The organism is Streptomyces sp. NPDC057137 (genome assembly GCF_042670825.1).
Taxonomy (GTDB): Bacteria; Actinomycetota; Actinomycetes; order Streptomycetales; family Streptomycetaceae; genus Streptomyces.
In genome coordinates this window covers 61,156-76,640 of the sequence record NZ_JBHUUW010000008.1, presented here as the reverse complement: position 1 = coordinate 76,640, position 15,485 = coordinate 61,156, and the positions used below count along the sequence as shown (strand labels likewise).

Below are 15,485 nucleotides of genomic sequence, written 5' to 3'. Positions count from 1 at the left end.
GACTGCTGAACTACGCGAAATACGCGAACTTCTCGAACTAGCTGACGTCCACGAAGTCGCCGGCCGGGATGATCGCCGGGGTGGTGGACGTGCCGGCGAAGTTCCAGCGCCAGTAGCCGTCCACGGTCGCCTTGGCGGTGGTCTTCAGCGTGCCGGTGGTGGAGGTCTTGACCGTCTTCACCGTGGTGTAGGTGTCACTGGTCTTCTTGCGGAACTGGAGCTGCACGGGCTGGGTGGAGTAGCCCTTGTAGGTGCCCGTCTCCCAGTTGGCGCGGGACAGCTTGCCCGTGATGGTGATCGTGCCGCCGGGCCGCACCGGCTCGGGGGCCGCGTTGACGTCCAGCTTGGACAGCCGCTGGAGCTTCGTCTTGCCGAACTTGTCGTTCTGCGCGCTGAAGGTGTCCTTCGACAGCACCCAGATGCCGACGTTCCAGGTCTTCGTGTCGCTGTTGAGCAGCCAGTCCGGGTCGATCTCGATGTTCTGCGTGCAGGTGGAGGTGGTGGCGTTCGCCGCCTTGCACGTGAAGGGCTCGGGCGAGCCGAACCCGAAGGACTCCGGGTCGTCCAGACTGGCGCCGGTCCAGATGATCGCGTCGGCGTCCACGATGCCGGACGGGTGCGACGCGGTGATCGAGACGGAGACCTTCTTGACGGCCTTGGCGCCGACGACGATGGGCTTGCCACCGTTCACCACGGCCTTGCTGATCACCGGGGCTTCAACGGCCGCCCTGGCGTTGCCCTTCGGCGCGGCGGCGGAGCCCTGGTGCGTGGCGGAGCCGTAGGCGGGCACGCCCGGACGATCGCCCGCGGGAGCGGCCTGGGAGGCCGGCACGGCGAGGGCGGACAGAGCCAGGGCACCGGTCGCGACGGCGACAGTGGCACGGATTCGCATGCAATTCCCCATTGGTCAGTGAGCCTGTTGGCTCGCCTGTTCAGACGAGAAGTGCGGACCGATGGTTGTGCGCCACGTGACTTTTTCGTGAAGGTCACACATCTGGGTCGCGAGTGGCCGGTCGCGACTCGTGAGTCGTCAATCGTCAGCCGCCACTCGTCAGTCGAACCAGCGGTCCCGCGCCAGTTCCTCCGTACGCGACGCGTCCTCCAGCAGCGCGGCCACCTCGAAGCGGCGCGGCCACTGCCCCGCCGCCCACGCCAGCCCGGCGGCGACGCCCTCCACGGTGGCCGCGTGGACCGTGCCGTCCGGTGTACGCCGCCAGTCCAGCTCCACGCCGCCCGCCAGCAGTTGCTCGTGCTCGATGTACGTGTCGGGGGTGCCCGCGCCCAGCAGTACGTGGACGGACTCCGGTACCTCGTACTCCTCACCCTGAGTCGTCACCTCCGCCGTGACGCTCTCGCCGAGGCGCCCGACCTGCAGCAGCTCCGCGAGGTCCCCGGCGCGGGCCGAGGCCACCGGCAGCAGCGGCAGTCCGCCGGCCAGCGGCAGCAGGTCGGGTACGTCCGCGATCACGGCGTCCGCCGCGTCCACGATCCGCACCTCGCCGTCCACGACGGCGCGCAACTCGTCGGGGAGGGTGACCTGTTCGGGGTCGAGGTCGGCGATGGCGGTGTAGAGGGCGTGCAGCTGACGAGCGGTCACCTCACGGTCGGGGTCGGCCAGCCGGGTGAGCAGCTCGGCCGCGCCGCCCGGTTCGTCGAGCAGGGCGGCGACCGAGGTCCGTACGCCCAGGGCGCGCAGCACCTGCGCGTCCTCGAAGCCGGACGCGTCCACGGAGTCGTACAACCCGGCCAGCAGCGGATCGCCGCCCGCCGCGCGCAGACCGGCCGGGCGGCGCCCGTCGAGCACGGGGTGGTCGCGCAGCCACCAGGCGGTGTACGAGCGGACGCTCTCGGTCGTGCCGTCGGGCAGCAGGACCCGTACGGGCGCGGTCAGCGCGTCCCGCAGCGGCGGCTGCGCCAGCAGGGCGAGGGCCGCCGGCCAGGCGTCGTCGTCCACGAGGTCCAGGTCGCGTACGGCGACGATCTCGGTGGCGACGGGCGGCACGGGCGTCTCGGGCAGCCGGTCCAGGACGTCCTCGCACCACACGTCGACGGCGTCGAGGAGACCGGCGTCGTCCGGCTCGGCGAAGTCGCCGTCGCGCGGCTCCAGTTCGTCGGGGTCCAGGACGACGTCCGTGGCGCGTACGAGGGTGAAGTTGGCCAGCACCCCGCAGGCGGCGAGCGGCTGTTCGCCCCAGCGTTCCGCCAGATCGGCGTCGCACAGGGCGAGTTCGTCCTCGCGCATGACGGCGGCGAACGGGCTGCCGGGCAGGACGAGTTCACCGGCGGGGGCGAGTTCGCCCTCCTCGTCGGGCAGGGCGAGCGCGGCCAGCCACGGCTCGTCGCCGACGTCCAGGTCCGCGTCGCGCACCAGGGCGAGGACCGTCTCGGCCAACTCCTCGGCGTCCAGACCCTGTTCCTCGTCCCACACCTCCCCGGAGTCCAGCGAGGCGGCGACCGCCGCCCGTACCTCCGGGGTCGTCAGCACGGCGCGCGGGGTGGCGGGCAGCGCGCCCAGCTTCTCCAGCAGCGGGTGGGCGGCGTCGGGGTGCGCCACCTTCAGGCCGAGCCTGGCCAGGTCGGCGGGTGTGTCGGCGAGCGGCAGCAGGACCCGCCGGGGGCCGACGGCCGTACGGCCACTGGCGAGCGGCACCGGCAGTCCGGACAGCCGGTCCGGGTCGACGCCGGCCAGCGACTCGTAGAGGCGCCGCCACCACTCGGGGGCGCGCTCGCTGCCGCCGATGCGTTCGATGGCGTCGCCGAGGGGCAGCCGACCGACCGTCAGGGACCGCAGTTCCGTGCGGCGTTCGAGCCCTGCGGGCAGCAACGTGGGCAGTACTTCGGCCAGTACGCGTACGGTCTCGTCCCCCGCGCCCTCCACGACCTCCGCCTCGAAGGGCCGCAGCGCGGTCAACTCCTCGCTGGGGGCGGCCGGTTCGAGGAACGCGACGCGCGGCAGGCGCTTGAGGATCGCGGCGCGCAGCACCCCGTCCAGCTCGCCCTTGCCGAGCGGCCCCGGCACCAGGTCGATGGTGCCGGTGGACACCGGCCGCCAGTCGCCGAGCAGTTCGGCGTACGCGTCGGCGGCCCGCTCCACGAGGAAGTCGGTGAGCGGTCCGGGCGCGGGGTGCCGCCGGGTGGTGTCCAGCGGCAGCGAGGCGATCAGCAGGGCGGGCACGCCGAGGGGTTCGTCGGTCGGTGTCGGGGCGTGCACGACGGGCGCGGTACGGGGTGGGACCGGCTCACCCTCGCCGTTCACGGGGACGGCCCAGGTGACCGCCCAGTGGGGCCGCAGGCGTTCCTCGACGGGGCGGCCTTCCAGCAGCGCGGGGTCGGTGGCCCCGTGATGGCTGACGACCCGCCAGCGGCTCACGGCCTCGGCCGCGCTGTCCTCCACATGCACATACGCCCCGTGCACGCCGCGCCGCAACACCCGCTCGCCGTCCGGGGTTTCGACCACGATCTCTTCGAGCCCCGGCAGGGTCAGCAGCAGCGCGTCGTCGATCGCGGCGAGCAGCCGCTCCACCAGGTCGAGCGCGGTCCCGTCCCGCAGGGGCAGGATGACCACGGTGTCGTAACCGTCGGGCGCGCTGCCCTCGGCGGGCAGCGGCAGCCGCAGCAGCGGCACGTGCCCGTCCCGGCGCCGCAGTTCGTCACCGAGCCCCGGGCTCGCCTCGGCGGCCTGCTGGGCCAGCCCGCGCGCCTCGGCGAGCGACCAGCGGACACCACCGTGCCGCCCGACGACGGCAGGCTCGTCACTGACGGCGATGACGGCGGCGAACCCGACACCGAACCGCCCGACGGCGGTCTCGTGCCCCTCGCGCTTGGCGGAAGCGCGCAGGGTACTGAGGGATTCGACACCGGTCGCGTCAAGGGGCGCACCGGTGTTGGCGGCCACGAGCACGGCGGGACCCTCGTCCGTGGCGGGCCGCAGGGTGAGCCTGAGCCGCCCGGGGTCACCGGCACGGGCGGCGGCGTCGGCGGCGTTCTGCGCCAACTCGACGATCAGCCGGTCACGGTACCCGCCGAGCGCGAGGTCCTCCTCGGCGTTGGCGTCCTCCCGGAAACGGGCGGGCCCCGCCGCCCACGAGTCCAGCACCCCACGCCGCAGCCGACCCGTTCCGAACGGGTCGGCCCCCTCGGTCGTCGTGACGCTCACCCTGTGACTCCGCTCTGTCCGTCCGCCTACCGGTCCGCTACTCGGTAAGTGTGCGGGCCCGAACGTACCGCGCGGCGCGCCTTGGGCGGGGGTGCGGGTCCATGTCAGCCGCGCGAGGCAGGAAAGCTTCCGTGCGTCGGGGTTCAGTCGTCCAGGTCGATGACGAAGTCGACGACTGTGGTGTCCGCTCTACGCACGATCGGATGTGCGACCTCCACGATGCGTCCGGTGTCCGCGATGTGGCGTCGGGTGTACCGCAACACCGGTACCCCGGCACCGACGCGCAGAGTCGCGGCCTCGACCTCGGTGGGCATCGCCGCCGTGAAACTCTCGGTGATGCGGTTGACGTGGATGCCCAGACTGCTCAGCTGCGTGCGTGTGCCTCCGGGCCACGGCTCGTTGATCGGATCCGCCACGGGTGTGCCGGCGACATCGGACCAGCGCACGTAGCTGGTGGACATCTGTGTCGGCTCGTCGTTGTCGTGAAAGACGAAGTGCCGGGCGAGAAGCCGTTCGCCGGGCTCGCACTCGAACAGCGCGGCCAACTCGGCATTGGCCTGGACCCGTTCGAACCGCTTGTCGAGCCGGTACTCGGACCAGCCGATGCCCTGGTCGCGGGTGTACGGCGTGGCCCTGGCGCCGGGCGCGCTGCGGTACCGGTCGGCGGCCATGCGGTGGACGGGCGGCTGCGGCCTTACCCGCGTCCCGGCCCTTGCCTTGGACTCGATCAGCCCCTCGTTGCGGAGCAGGCCGAGCGCGTTGCGGATCGTCGTCTCCGACACGCGGTACGCCTCGCACAGCTCGGGGAGCGTGGGCAGCCGGTCGCCAGGCCCGTACTCGCCGGAGGAGATGCGGCGCCGCAGGTCAGCGGCGATCCGCAGGTACTCGGGCTGTGCCACCGTCACACCACCGTCCTCAATGATTGCGTCAATCTGTACACACATACTCTCCCCTCCGGCTTGACCAGCGCCAACTCTCGCGACAATCTGAGTACAGAAAGAAGTTATCCGTACTCAGATAGCTATCGAAGCCGAGGGGCAGTTATGTCCGAATCGGGGCACACCTGGCGCTTGGTCTTCAAGGGCCACCCCGCCGAGGCCGCCCGCGTCCGCCGGTGGACCAGAGGTCGTCTCACGTACGACGACGCCCCCACCATCGCGAACGAACTGTTCATCGCTGTCCTCGGCAGCTCACCCACCCAGCGCCCCGACGCCATCGAGATCACCCTCTCGACCGCAGGCCGACGCGCGCGCGTCACCGCCGCCTGTGCCTACCGCCTGCCCCTGGTCCAGGCCCACGGACCGGGCGCTCTCATCATCGACCGGCTGTCACAGTCGTCCGGCGTCACCGCCAACGGGTACGGACTGTGGGCCCAGTTCCACCAGGAGTTGACCTGATGCCCGACGAGACGCAGCCCCGGCCGGCGGAACTGGCAGCGACATGCCGGGCAGAGGAGCGAACCATGATCGGCGAGACGCCACCCCACGTGGGTGCCCTGGTGCTCGATACCGCCGCGGGCAGACTCGCCGAGTGCCGGGCCCCGGTCGGTGGGCTCTGGCGGGTGCGGGCCTATCTCGGGGCGTACGAATGGGAGGCGCGGCCCGAGGACTTACGGCGGATCGAAAGCGTCCACGTACCCGGCGGCGCCGACACCCCCGTCCCGCGCAAGGACTGCGAGGAGTGCGACGCCTGGTGGTGGGCCGAGCAACTTGCCTTGGACGACGGCGAATTGAGCGAGGCCGTCGACTGCCGCGTATACCTCCGGCAGCATCGATACGTCGCCCACCTGCCGTAACGGGCAGACTGGGGTGCCATGAACGCCTCCGCGATCACCCATCCCGTCCCGTACTACTCACAGTGGGAATCGGCCGATCTGGTACCCCAGTTCATCACCGGCGCCCGGTCCGCCGCCGACGACCCGTTGTGGCAGAAGTCCGGCGCCGACAGCCCGGAGGAGTACGCGTTCTGGGCGCCCCGTATCTGCGGCATGGCGTGTCTGCGGATGGCCCTGGATCACTGGGGGCACCCCGTGCCGCCGTCGGTGCCGCTGGTGCGCGAGGCGCTGGACGCCGGGGCGTACGTCCGCGACGGCGACAAGGTGGAAGGCATGATCTACGCGCCGTTCGCCGAGTGGGCCGCCCGGCGCTGGGGTCTGTACGCCGACGTCCGGCCCCGGCTCGTAGCGGAAGAGATCCACGAGGAGGTCGGGCGAGGGCGTCTCGTGATGCTCTCGGTGTACAAAACGGTCCGCACCCTCGACAAGGCGCCCCCGCAGCGCGGTGGGCATCTCGTGCTCGCCGTCGGTACCGGGCCCGATGGCGTCCAGTTGCACAACCCGAGCGGTCTGCCCGGCCGCTCCCAGCGGTTCGCCCGCGTCCCCTGGTCCGACCTGGACCGGTTCTTCGCCGGGCGGGGGGTCGTCCTGGGCGCCGGCCGGGCGCGGACCTAGCCTTCCTGTGCCGGAGGCCCCAGCGGAAACGCGTCCGCCCGCAGTTCGTCCAGCACGTGCGGGGCCGGGCGGGGTGGGGTGGGCATTACCGCCGCCTCCGAGTGGCCGCCGCAGCCGTACGCCAGGGACACCACCCGGCCGTCCGCCGGTGAGAACTCGTTCGCGCAGACGCCGAACGCCTGGCGCAGCGAGCCCGCGAGCGGCAGGAGGAAGCCGCAGGACACACAGGGCGCGGGGGCCGCCTGGGCCATGGGGGTCTTCGCGCCGAACGCCTCGTCCCAGCGGTCGGCCGCGATGTGGAGGCCGTACCGGGACAGCACTCTGGCCCGGCGCATGCCCAGTTCCTCGGCGACCGACGCGATCGTGCCGCGCACGGTGACCGGTGCGGCGTCGTCGCGGTCCGTCTCCGCGGTGACTTCGATGTCTTCCGCCTCGACCAGGTCGGCCAGGGCCTGCGGAGTGACGGCGTCCTTGACGGCGGAGTTCGGCGGGGGCGCGTCCTCGCCGGTGTAGCCGGGCTCCAGGCGCAGATCCTCCGCCTCGGTCGGCAGCAGATCGCCGGGGCCCATGTCGCCGGGGCGCAGCCGGTCGCTCCACGGCACCCATTCGGGTGCCTGGAGGGAGTCGGGGCCGGGCAGCAGCACCGTTTCGTCAAGGGTGACGAGCTTGGAGCGGGACGCGCGGGCGACCGTCACCGCCCAGCGCCAGCCGCGGTAGCCCATCTCCTTGCATTCGAAGAGATGGGTGACGACACGGTCACCTTCGGACACCGCCGACACGTGCTCGCCGACGACTCCGGGCGCGGCAGCCTCCTCGGCCGCCGCCCTCGCGAGGTCTACCGCCTCGGCGCACAGGCGGTCAGGGGTTCGGCTTCGAGTCGTCGCAGCACTCACAGGTCTCGCTTCTCTCCTACGCCGTTTCACGGGTGCGCCGGCCGATTTGCGATGTACGGGCCGAGGGCGGAGCGGACCAGAGGGCCGCATCGACGTCCACGCCCGACTTCTCTCGGGCACACCTACCGTCAACCATTCTGCGGGATGACGAAGAGGCGCGCGGCCGAGAACAACCGCCGGTGGCGCGCTACGCACGCTACCCTCTCCACCGCCCGCCGCCCACCCGCACGCCCCCTTTCCCGGTGTTCGGGCTGCCCGGAGGGGGTGCGGGCAGGTCGGAAAGCCCAGGATCCGGCGGTGGAGGGGGCAGCGGGACACGCCGTGAAATCTCGGCAAAGTAATGAGAAGAACAGCCGAACTTCAGCGCGTCAGGGACGTCGCGAGCGTTCCCCCGGCCGAAGTGGGGGCACTATGACGGGGTGGCAGCCGTCAGGTCGTCGGAGGAGGCTGGGCCGTTCCGCAGAGCGGGCCGGTCGGTGGGGCGTGCCCTGCACCTGCCGTTCACCGGCACCGCGAAGGGCATCCGCAAGGCCACGCACGCGCACGGCGCGGGCGAGTCGGGCCTCGGCCGGCTGATCGAACTGCACGCCGTGAACGGCGCGGGTGACGTCATGATCACCGTCGCCCTCGCGTCGACGGTCTTCTTCTCCGTACCGACCGACGAGGCCCGTGGCCGCGTCGCCCTCTACCTGGCCGTCACCATGGCCCCCTTCACGCTCCTGGCCCCGGTGATCGGCCCGCTCCTGGACCGTCTGCCGCACGGCCGCCGGGCCGCGATGGCCGGCGCCATGCTGACCAGGGCGTTGCTCGCGCTGACCATGTCGGGGGCGGTCGCGTCCGGGGGTCTTGAGCTGTATCCGGCCGCGCTGGGCGTGCTCGTCTCCTCGAAGGCGTACGGAGTCGTCCGCAGCGCCGTCGTGCCACGTCTGCTGCCACCGAACTTTCCCCTGGTCCGGGCCAATTCCCGGGTGACGCTCGCGGGGCTGCTCGCGACGGGTGCGGCGGCCCCGATCGGGGCCGGCCTCCATCAGATCGGGCCCCAGTGGCCGCTCTACGGCGCGTTCGTGATCTTCGTCGCGGGTACGTTCCTGGCGTTCACGATGCCGCCGAAGGTGGACTCCGCGAAGGGCGAGCGCAAGGCGCAGCTGGTGGCGCGCGCGGGCAAGAAGCGGCCGAGCCTGCGCACGGTCGGCCCGTCCGTCTTCAACGGTCTCCAGGCCAACGCGGCGCACCGCGCGCTCTCCGGCTTCCTGATCTTCTTCCTGGCGTTCCTGCTGCGCCAGCATCCGCTGGCGGGGCAGAGCGCCGCCGTCTCGCTCGCCATCGTGGGTGTCGCCGCCGGTACGGGCAACGCGGTCGGTACGGCGGTGGGCGCCTGGCTCAAGACCCGCGCGCCCGAGTTGATCATCGCGACGGTGCTGGGGTTCGCGCTCACCGCGGCGATCCTCGCCGCGGTGTTCTTCGGCGGCCTGATGATCGCGGTGCTCGGTGCCACGGCCGGCTTCACCCAGGCGCTGTCGAAGCTGTCGCTGGACGCGTGCATTCAACGGGATGTCCCGGAGGAGGTCCGTACGTCGGCCTTCGCGCGCGCCGAGACGGTGCTCCAGATGTCCTGGGTGGTGGGCGGCGCGATCGGGATCGCCCTGCCGCTCAACGGGGTGCTCGGCATGTCGGTGGCGGCCGGTCTGGTGGCGACCGGGGCGGTGTTCTCCCTACGGGGGCTGCTCGGCGCGGCCCGGCACGGCGCGCCGAACCCGCGCGTCGCCTGAGCCCGGCCGGACGATAGCCTTCGGCCCATGACCGTTGCGTTTATCTCTGCCAGGGCCCGCCGGACCGGTGTCGCGCTCGGCGCCATGTCCGCGGGCCTGCTCGCCCTTTCGGCCTGCGACAAGCCGACACCTCTTTCGACGTTGACGGTCGGTACGGACTCCGTGCACTCCGAGGCGACCTGCTACAACGACGGCAAGGCGCTGGGCACGGACGCGGAGCTCGAGAAGTGCCTCAACGACACGGACGGGCGGAAGACGATCACGGTCTCCCCCGACGACAAGATCCACTTCGGTGTCGACCCGGAGATCGCGGACAACGGCTGGACCTTCTACATCGAAGGCCAGCGCGTCGAGCCGGAGCCGGACAAGAACACCTACCGCACCTTCCCGGCCAGCGCGTTCTTCTCGTCGCAGGACGGCCAGCCGATCAAGACCGTGAATCTGAGCATCGTGGAGACGAGCGAGAAGAAGCGGGCCGTGACCGGGGTCTGGAACTTCGAGCTGAAGAACAAGTCCCTGACCTGATCTGACCTGACCCGGCCGGCTGAGGTGAGGGAGGGGCGTTCGTGCGCGTACTGGTGGTGACGGCCGTGACCGCCGAGGCCGACGCGGTCTCGGGCGGGCTCGGTGCCGGCGCGGAACGCGGCCTGCCGGGCGGTTACCTGCTGACCGCCCACCCTCATACGGACGTTCTGGCGGCCGGGGTCGGCCCCGCCGCGGCCGCGGCCGGTACGGCGACCGCCCTGGCCCTCGCCGCCGCCTCCCCCGCACCGTACGACCTGGTCGTCTCCGCCGGTATCGGCGGCGGGTTCCAGCCGCTCGCCCCCCTCGGCTCGCTGGTGGTCGCGGACGCGATCGTCGCCGCCGACCTGGGCGCCGAGACGCCCGAGGGCTTCCTCCCGGTGGACGAGCTGGGTTTCGGCCGCACCGTGCACCACCCGCCCCCGGCGCTCGCCGCCCGGATCGCGGGCCTCCTGGACGCCGTGCACGCGCCGGTGCTGACCGTGTCCACCGTGACCGGATCGGCGGCCCGTACCGCCGAACTGACCGCGCGTCACCCGCGCGCCGCCGCCGAGGCCATGGAGGGCTTCGGCGTCGCGGAGGCCGCGGCGGCGTACTCGGTGCCGGTGATCGAGATCCGCGCGGTCTCCAACGCCGTGGGCCCGCGCGACCGTTCGGCCTGGCGCATCGACCCGGCGCTGGACGCGCTGCGGTACGCCTTCCAGCAACTCAGCCCCGTCTTCGAGGAGTCGCCATGAGGCACGCCGCCGGACACGCCGTACCGCCGCTGCGGATCGCGTACTCGCCCTGCCCGAACGACACGTTCGTCTTCGACGCCTGGGCGCACGGCCGGGTGCCCGGCGCACCCGAGCTGGACGTGACGTTCGCGGACATCGACATCACCAACGGCATGGCGGAGCGCGGTGAGCTGGACGTGCTGAAGGTGTCGTACGCCGTGCTGCCGTGGGTCCTCGACGAGTACACGCTGCTGCCGTGCGGCGGCGCGCTCGGGCGCGGCAACGGTCCGCTGGTCCTGACCCGCGAGCCGGCCGCCGACCTGACCGGCAGGACCGTCGCCGTACCGTCCGAACGGTCCACCGCCTACCTGCTGTTCAGGCTCTGGGCGGCGGAGGTCCTGCCGGGCGGGGTGGGCCGGATCGTGGTCATGCCCTTCCACGAGATCATGCCGGCGGTGCGCGACGGCAAGGTCGACGCGGGGCTCGTCATCCACGAGGCGCGCTTCACCTACCAGGACTACGGGCTGCACCGGCTCGCCGACATGGGCGAGCACTGGGAGTCCACGACGGGCCTGCCGATCCCGCTGGGCGCGATCATCGCGAAGCGGAATCTGGGCGCGGACACGCTCCAGTTGCTGGCGGACTCGGCACGTACGTCGGTCCGTATGGCGTGGGACGACCCGGAGGCCTCGCGCCCGTACGTCCGCGCGCACGCGCAGGAGATGGACCCGGCGGTCGCGGACCAGCACATCGGGCTGTACGTCAACGAGTTCACCGCCGACCTGGGCCCGGACGGCTACGCGGCGGTCCGCGGGCTCCTCACCCGGGCGTCGGCGGAGGGCCTGGTCCCGGCGCTGGCGGCGGACGCGCTGACGTTCGGCTGACCCACTGGGACTCCGGTCCTAGGCCCGGCGGCTGCGGGGCCTGGTCCGCGCGGCCGATACGCGACCGGCGGACCCGGCCCTAACGTCACGCTCATGACCAACGACGTGAACGCGAGCGGTGTTCTGGAAGAAGCCCTGGAGCGGCTGCACGCCTCCGGTCCGGAGATCTACGAGTGGCGCCTCACCAACCACGCCCCCATGGTGGTCGAAGCGCTCGCCACGCACGGCCTGTCGGCGTCCGTGCACCGCTGGCTGGACGCGTACCAGGTCAGGCTCGACGACTTCCCCAGCCCCGTGTCCCCCGTCACCGACGCCAACTGGCGCGAGGCGCTGGGCGATTCGCGCCGGGGCGCCGACTGGATCGGGTACTTCCGCCGCGCGATCGGGGAACGCCCCTGGCGGGACGTGCTCGCCGAGTGGTGGCCCCGGCTGCTGCCCGGCCTGTACGGCGCCTCCACGCACCCCGTGATCCGGGTCGGCCACGCCGTACGCGTCATCACCGAGAGCGGCGAGACCGCACCACGCCTCACCGAACTCGCCCACGGGCTCGGCTACTGGGCCGCCCGGCACCGCCCGGTCCCGGGGGTCACCCTGCTCGCCGGCGCCCGGGACGCCGACGGCGCGCTGGACGCCGTACCCCCGATCGGCGACCTCCGGGGCGGGTTCACTGACCGGCTCGCCCAGGTCGACCGGCTGCCGGTCTGGTCCGCCGACGTGACCGACCCGGACGAGGCGCGGCGCCGGCTGACCGACCTGGTCCGCGCCTCGACCCACCGCTACGCCACCCACGGCCACGGCGACGAGACGATGCTGGTCCACGCGGCGACGGCCCCGAACGCCGTGCTGCGCACACTGCCCGCCCTGCCCCGCGCCCTGTGGGTCCCGAGCCTGCACGCGGCGTGGACGGCCTCGGCGGCGGTGACGGCGATGTACGCGCCGCCGGAGCCGGTCCCGTACGCACCGGTCACCGGCACCACCCCCGAAGAGGTCCTGCGACGCGCCCTGGCCCACGGCGACGAACACGTCATCAAGTTCGCGGACACCGCCGTGGACGTGGGCGACGAACAGGCACTGGCCGCGGCACTGCGCGCGATCGAGCTGAGCGAGCCGCTGAGTTACTGAGGGTCGCGCGCGCTCGACGGCCCGGGACGTCAGGCCGTCGAGCGCTGTACGCGACTCAGGCCCCGAGCCGGGACGTCAGGCCGTCGAGGACTCGGGCGAGGCCGTAGGCGAAGTCGTCGTCGCGGATCCGGCGTGGGTCCGCGTCCCGTTGGGCGGAGGCGCCCTCGCGCAGTCGCGGGTGGTCACGCGAGGCTTCGTCGAAGGCCGGGCGGAGGTCCGACACCCATTCCTGTTCGGTCCTGCCGCTGCGGGCGATCAGCGAGAGGTACGCCGCCTCGGAGGTGGCGATTCCGATGACGTACGCCATGAGCGTCCCCACCGCCTGGTCCTTCTCGTTCGTGGGGAAGCCCGCCGCCTCGAACTGCGCGAGAAGCCCCGACGACATCCGCATGGCGTTCGGGCCGATGTGGACGAGGCCGACCTGGCCGAGTTCGGGGGCGATCCAGCGGTGGCGCAGCGTCATCGCGCGCAGGTCGCCGGCGGCGCGGGCGACGGTGGCGCGCCATTGGGCGGCGTCCGCGGTGGCCGGTACGTCCAGCTCGCCGTAGACCTCGTCCACGACCAGTTCGATCAGTTCGTCCTTGTTGGCCACGTGCCGGTAGAGGGACGTGGCCGCCGCGTCCAGGCGGGTGCCGAGGTTGCGCATGCTGAGCGCCTCGACGCCCTCCGCGTCCAGCAGTTCGATCGCCGTGGCCACGATCTGCTCACGGGTCAGCTGCTTGCGCTGCGGGCGGCGCGGCCGGGTCCACACCGATGCGATCGGGTTCTCCTCTGTCGGCATACGGCCCGGCCCTCTTCTCTGCTCGTCCGCTGATTCCCCGCACTCTAGCGCACGCTGTACGCCATTGCGTGCGGCGTTACGGTCTGCGTACAGTGTTCGCATCGGGAACAGCGTACGCATCGAACAGGAGCAAACATGTCGAAGAGTGTGAGCCTGGACCTCGGCCACTGGCAGGCCCGCCTCGACGAGCTGCGCGCCGAACACCACGTGCCGGCCGCGTCGCTGGCGGTCCTGGTCGACGGGGCCGTCCACGAACTGGCCAGTGGTGTACTGCACCGCGGAACGGGCGTGGAGGCCACGACCGACTCGGTCTTCCAGATGGGCTCGATCGCGAAGGTGTACACCGCCACCCTGATCATGCGGCTCGCCGAATCGGGCCAACTCGACCTGGACGCGCCGGTCGTGGAGGCCCTGCCGGAGTTCTCGGTCGCCGACCCCGAGGCGACCGAGGCCATCACCACGCGGCAGCTGCTCAGCCACACGAGCGGCCTCACCTGCGACTTCACCCACGACAGCGGGCGCGGTGACGACTGCCTGGCGAAGTATGTGGCAGCCGCGAAGGACGTGGCGCTCGACTGCCCGCCCGGTACCGCGATCTCGTACAGCAGCGTCGGCTACAACGTGCTCGGCCGGATCGTCGAGGTGGTGACCGGCAAGGTCTGGGACGAGGCTCTGAAGGACCTGCTCCTCACGCCGCTCGGCGTCACGCACACGATGACACTGCCGGAGGAGGCGCTGCGCTTCCGCGCGGCGATGGGGCATCTGGGCGAGGCGGGCCAGGACCCCGACCCGGCACCGTCCTGGGACCTGATGCCGCGCTCGGCGGGCCCGTACGGCAGGGTCATCGCCACGGCGGGGGACGTCGTGCGGCTCGCGCGGATGCACCTCGACGGCGGTGTGGCGCAGGACGGCACCCGCGTGCTGTCCGAGGAGTCGATCGCGCTGATGCAGCGGCGCGTGGTCGACTCACCCGACAAGTGGACGGTCAGCGCGGACGGTTGGGGTCTGGGCTGGACCCTGTACGACTGGGACGGCGTCCGGGGCTACGGACACGACGGCGCCTCGATCGGGCAGTACGGCTATCTGCGCGTGGTGCCGTCGGCGGGCGTGGCGGTCGCGCTGCTCACCAACGGCGGAGGTGCGCGTGAGCTGTACGCGGCGCTCTACCGCGAACTGCTCGCCGAGCTGGCCGGGGTGACGATGCCGGAGCCCTTCGCCCCGCCGGCCGAGCCGCCGGCGGTCGACTTCGGGCCGCTGGTCGGCACGTACCGGCGCGAGGGCGTGGTCATCACCGTGACCGAGCGGGACGGCGCGGGGCACGCGGTGTACGAGTTCGTCGACGGCATGAAGAACTTCTCCGAGCCCCTGGAGATCGGTCTGCGGCCGGTGACGGAGACGGTCTTCGCCGGTACGGGGGTGGGCGCGGCGTTCAGCGAGGACTACATGCCCGTGGTCTTCTCCACGCTGCGGGACGGCACGGGGTGCGTGTACATCGGTATGCGCTGCGGCCCCAAGGTCGCGTGAGGTGGGCCGAGTCGCGGCAGCCGGGCCCACCGCATGTGAGCCCGGCGAGATCCACCGACAGAACCTAGACGTCGAGCTGGTCCGCCACCGCGCGCAACAGGCCCGCGATGTTCGCGCCCTGGGACTTGTCCGGGTAGCGGCCCCGCTCAAGCACGGGCGTGATGCTCTCCAGGAGCGTCGTCAGGTCCTGGACGATCGACGCCAGTTCGTCGGGCTTACGGCGCTGGGCCGCCGCGACCGAGGGGGCCGGGTCGAGGACGGTGACCGAGAGGGCCTGGTCACCGCGTTGACCTGCGACGACGCCGAACTCGACGCGCTGGCCCGGCTTCAGTGCGTCGACTCCGGCAGGGAGGACCGATGAGTGGACGAAGACGTCGCCGCCGTCGTCACGGGAGAGAAAGCCGAAGCCCTTCTCACGGTTGAACCACTTGACCTGGCCGGTAGGCACGTCTGTCCTCGTCCTCATATGTGTTGGGGGCGCTGGCGCGCACAAAAACGGCTCTGGATAGCACTACAGCGGGTCGGACGACCCGCCAAACCCAAGGCTAATGGTCCAGGGGCTGGTGACAAGACGTCGCCGGTTGGTTCCTGTCCGCAGGGAACTACCCTGGTGGAGTGACTGCTACTCCTTCATCACCCACGGCCGAACCTGCGGCTGAACTCACGACA

The 15,485-nt window shown here is 71.9% G+C and carries 15 protein-coding genes; 9 read left to right on the top strand and 6 right to left on the bottom strand.

What is annotated here, in order from left to right; all coding sequences use genetic code 11:
• Positions 1-37: 37 nt before the first annotated feature.
• The 3 genes from ACFT9I_RS09570 to ACFT9I_RS09560 form a co-directional block, all read right to left on the bottom strand.
• Positions 38-892, bottom strand: a complete 855-nt coding sequence (locus ACFT9I_RS09570) for a DUF5707 domain-containing protein (RefSeq protein WP_382562428.1) — start codon at positions 890-892, stop codon at positions 38-40.
• Positions 893-1,051: 159 nt separating this feature from the next.
• Positions 1,052-4,156: a sacsin N-terminal ATP-binding-like domain-containing protein gene (locus ACFT9I_RS09565; protein WP_382562426.1), complete on the bottom strand. Its 3,105-nt coding sequence runs from the start codon at positions 4,154-4,156 to the stop codon at positions 1,052-1,054.
• 143 nt (positions 4,157-4,299) lie between these two features.
• Complete coding sequence (locus ACFT9I_RS09560; RefSeq protein WP_382562424.1) at positions 4,300-5,061, bottom strand: GntR family transcriptional regulator; 762 nt, start codon at positions 5,059-5,061, stop codon at positions 4,300-4,302.
• 138 nt (positions 5,062-5,199) lie between these two features.
• Here ACFT9I_RS09560 and ACFT9I_RS09555 point away from each other — a divergent pair, with 138 nt between their 5' ends.
• From ACFT9I_RS09555 to ACFT9I_RS09545, 3 genes are all read left to right on the top strand, one after another.
• Entirely contained in the window at positions 5,200-5,553 is a 354-nt protein-coding gene (locus ACFT9I_RS09555) for a hypothetical protein (RefSeq protein WP_382562422.1), read from the top strand.
• A gap of 65 nt (positions 5,554-5,618) precedes the next feature.
• Positions 5,619-5,951, top strand: coding sequence for a hypothetical protein (locus ACFT9I_RS09550; RefSeq protein WP_382562420.1), 333 nt, complete (start codon positions 5,619-5,621; stop codon positions 5,949-5,951).
• An 18-nt stretch (positions 5,952-5,969) separates the two neighbouring features.
• On the top strand, positions 5,970-6,605 hold the full coding sequence (locus tag ACFT9I_RS09545) for a C39 family peptidase (protein WP_382562418.1): 636 nt from the start codon (positions 5,970-5,972) through the stop codon (positions 6,603-6,605).
• On the opposite strand, the gene ACFT9I_RS09540 is transcribed toward ACFT9I_RS09545, so the two are convergent.
• Positions 6,602-7,498 (bottom strand): DUF3027 domain-containing protein, encoded by an 897-nt coding sequence (locus ACFT9I_RS09540; protein ID WP_382562416.1) that lies wholly within the window; start codon positions 7,496-7,498, stop codon positions 6,602-6,604. The genes ACFT9I_RS09545 and ACFT9I_RS09540 overlap by 4 nt on opposite strands.
• Before the next feature lie 419 nt (positions 7,499-7,917).
• On the opposite strand from ACFT9I_RS09540, the gene ACFT9I_RS09535 reads away from it, so the two are divergent.
• The 5 genes from ACFT9I_RS09535 (at position 7,918) to ACFT9I_RS09515 (ending at position 12,511) form a co-directional block, all read left to right on the top strand.
• Positions 7,918-9,267 (top strand): MFS transporter, encoded by a 1,350-nt coding sequence (locus ACFT9I_RS09535; RefSeq protein WP_382562414.1) that lies wholly within the window; start codon positions 7,918-7,920, stop codon positions 9,265-9,267.
• A gap of 27 nt (positions 9,268-9,294) precedes the next feature.
• Positions 9,295-9,792, top strand: a complete 498-nt coding sequence (locus tag ACFT9I_RS09530; protein ID WP_382562412.1) for a DUF2771 domain-containing protein — start codon at positions 9,295-9,297, stop codon at positions 9,790-9,792.
• Between the two features lie 41 nt (positions 9,793-9,833).
• A complete protein-coding gene (locus ACFT9I_RS09525) occupies positions 9,834-10,526 on the top strand; it encodes a futalosine hydrolase (protein WP_382562410.1) in 693 nt (230 codons plus the stop codon).
• Complete coding sequence (locus ACFT9I_RS09520; RefSeq protein ID WP_382562408.1) at positions 10,523-11,389, top strand: 1,4-dihydroxy-6-naphthoate synthase; 867 nt, start codon at positions 10,523-10,525, stop codon at positions 11,387-11,389. The genes ACFT9I_RS09525 and ACFT9I_RS09520 overlap by 4 nt, the downstream gene beginning before the upstream one ends.
• A 93-nt stretch (positions 11,390-11,482) precedes the next feature.
• A complete protein-coding gene (locus ACFT9I_RS09515) occupies positions 11,483-12,511 on the top strand; it encodes a questin oxidase family protein (protein ID WP_382562406.1) in 1,029 nt (342 codons plus the stop codon).
• 55 nt (positions 12,512-12,566) lie between these two features.
• On the opposite strand, the gene ACFT9I_RS09510 is transcribed toward ACFT9I_RS09515, so the two are convergent.
• Positions 12,567-13,292, bottom strand: coding sequence for a TetR/AcrR family transcriptional regulator (locus ACFT9I_RS09510; protein ID WP_382562404.1), 726 nt, complete (start codon positions 13,290-13,292; stop codon positions 12,567-12,569).
• Between the two features lie 135 nt (positions 13,293-13,427).
• Here ACFT9I_RS09510 and ACFT9I_RS09505 point away from each other — a divergent pair, with 135 nt between their 5' ends.
• Positions 13,428-14,816: a serine hydrolase domain-containing protein gene (locus ACFT9I_RS09505; RefSeq protein ID WP_382562402.1), complete on the top strand. Its 1,389-nt coding sequence runs from the start codon at positions 13,428-13,430 to the stop codon at positions 14,814-14,816.
• Positions 14,817-14,880: 64 nt separating this feature from the next.
• Here ACFT9I_RS09505 and ACFT9I_RS09500 read toward each other — a convergent pair whose 3' ends face one another.
• Positions 14,881-15,264 (bottom strand): cold-shock protein, encoded by a 384-nt coding sequence (locus ACFT9I_RS09500; protein WP_078076620.1) that lies wholly within the window; start codon positions 15,262-15,264, stop codon positions 14,881-14,883.
• Positions 15,265-15,485 lie beyond the last annotated feature (221 nt).

Coding starts and splice junctions, on each gene's coding strand:
- ACFT9I_RS09570 (WP_382562428.1), bottom strand. CDS start 892: ATGCGAATCCGTGCCACTGTCGCCGTCGCGACCGGTGCCCTGGCTCTG.
- ACFT9I_RS09555 (WP_382562422.1), top strand. CDS start 5,200: ATGTCCGAATCGGGGCACACCTGGCGCTTGGTCTTCAAGGGCCACCCC.
- ACFT9I_RS09550 (WP_382562420.1), top strand. CDS start 5,619: ATGATCGGCGAGACGCCACCCCACGTGGGTGCCCTGGTGCTCGATACC.
- ACFT9I_RS09545 (WP_382562418.1), top strand. CDS start 5,970: ATGAACGCCTCCGCGATCACCCATCCCGTCCCGTACTACTCACAGTGG.
- ACFT9I_RS09530 (WP_382562412.1), top strand. CDS start 9,295: ATGACCGTTGCGTTTATCTCTGCCAGGGCCCGCCGGACCGGTGTCGCG.
- ACFT9I_RS09520 (WP_382562408.1), top strand. CDS start 10,523: ATGAGGCACGCCGCCGGACACGCCGTACCGCCGCTGCGGATCGCGTAC.
- ACFT9I_RS09515 (WP_382562406.1), top strand. CDS start 11,483: ATGACCAACGACGTGAACGCGAGCGGTGTTCTGGAAGAAGCCCTGGAG.
- ACFT9I_RS09510 (WP_382562404.1), bottom strand. CDS start 13,292: ATGCCGACAGAGGAGAACCCGATCGCATCGGTGTGGACCCGGCCGCGC.
- ACFT9I_RS09505 (WP_382562402.1), top strand. CDS start 13,428: ATGTCGAAGAGTGTGAGCCTGGACCTCGGCCACTGGCAGGCCCGCCTC.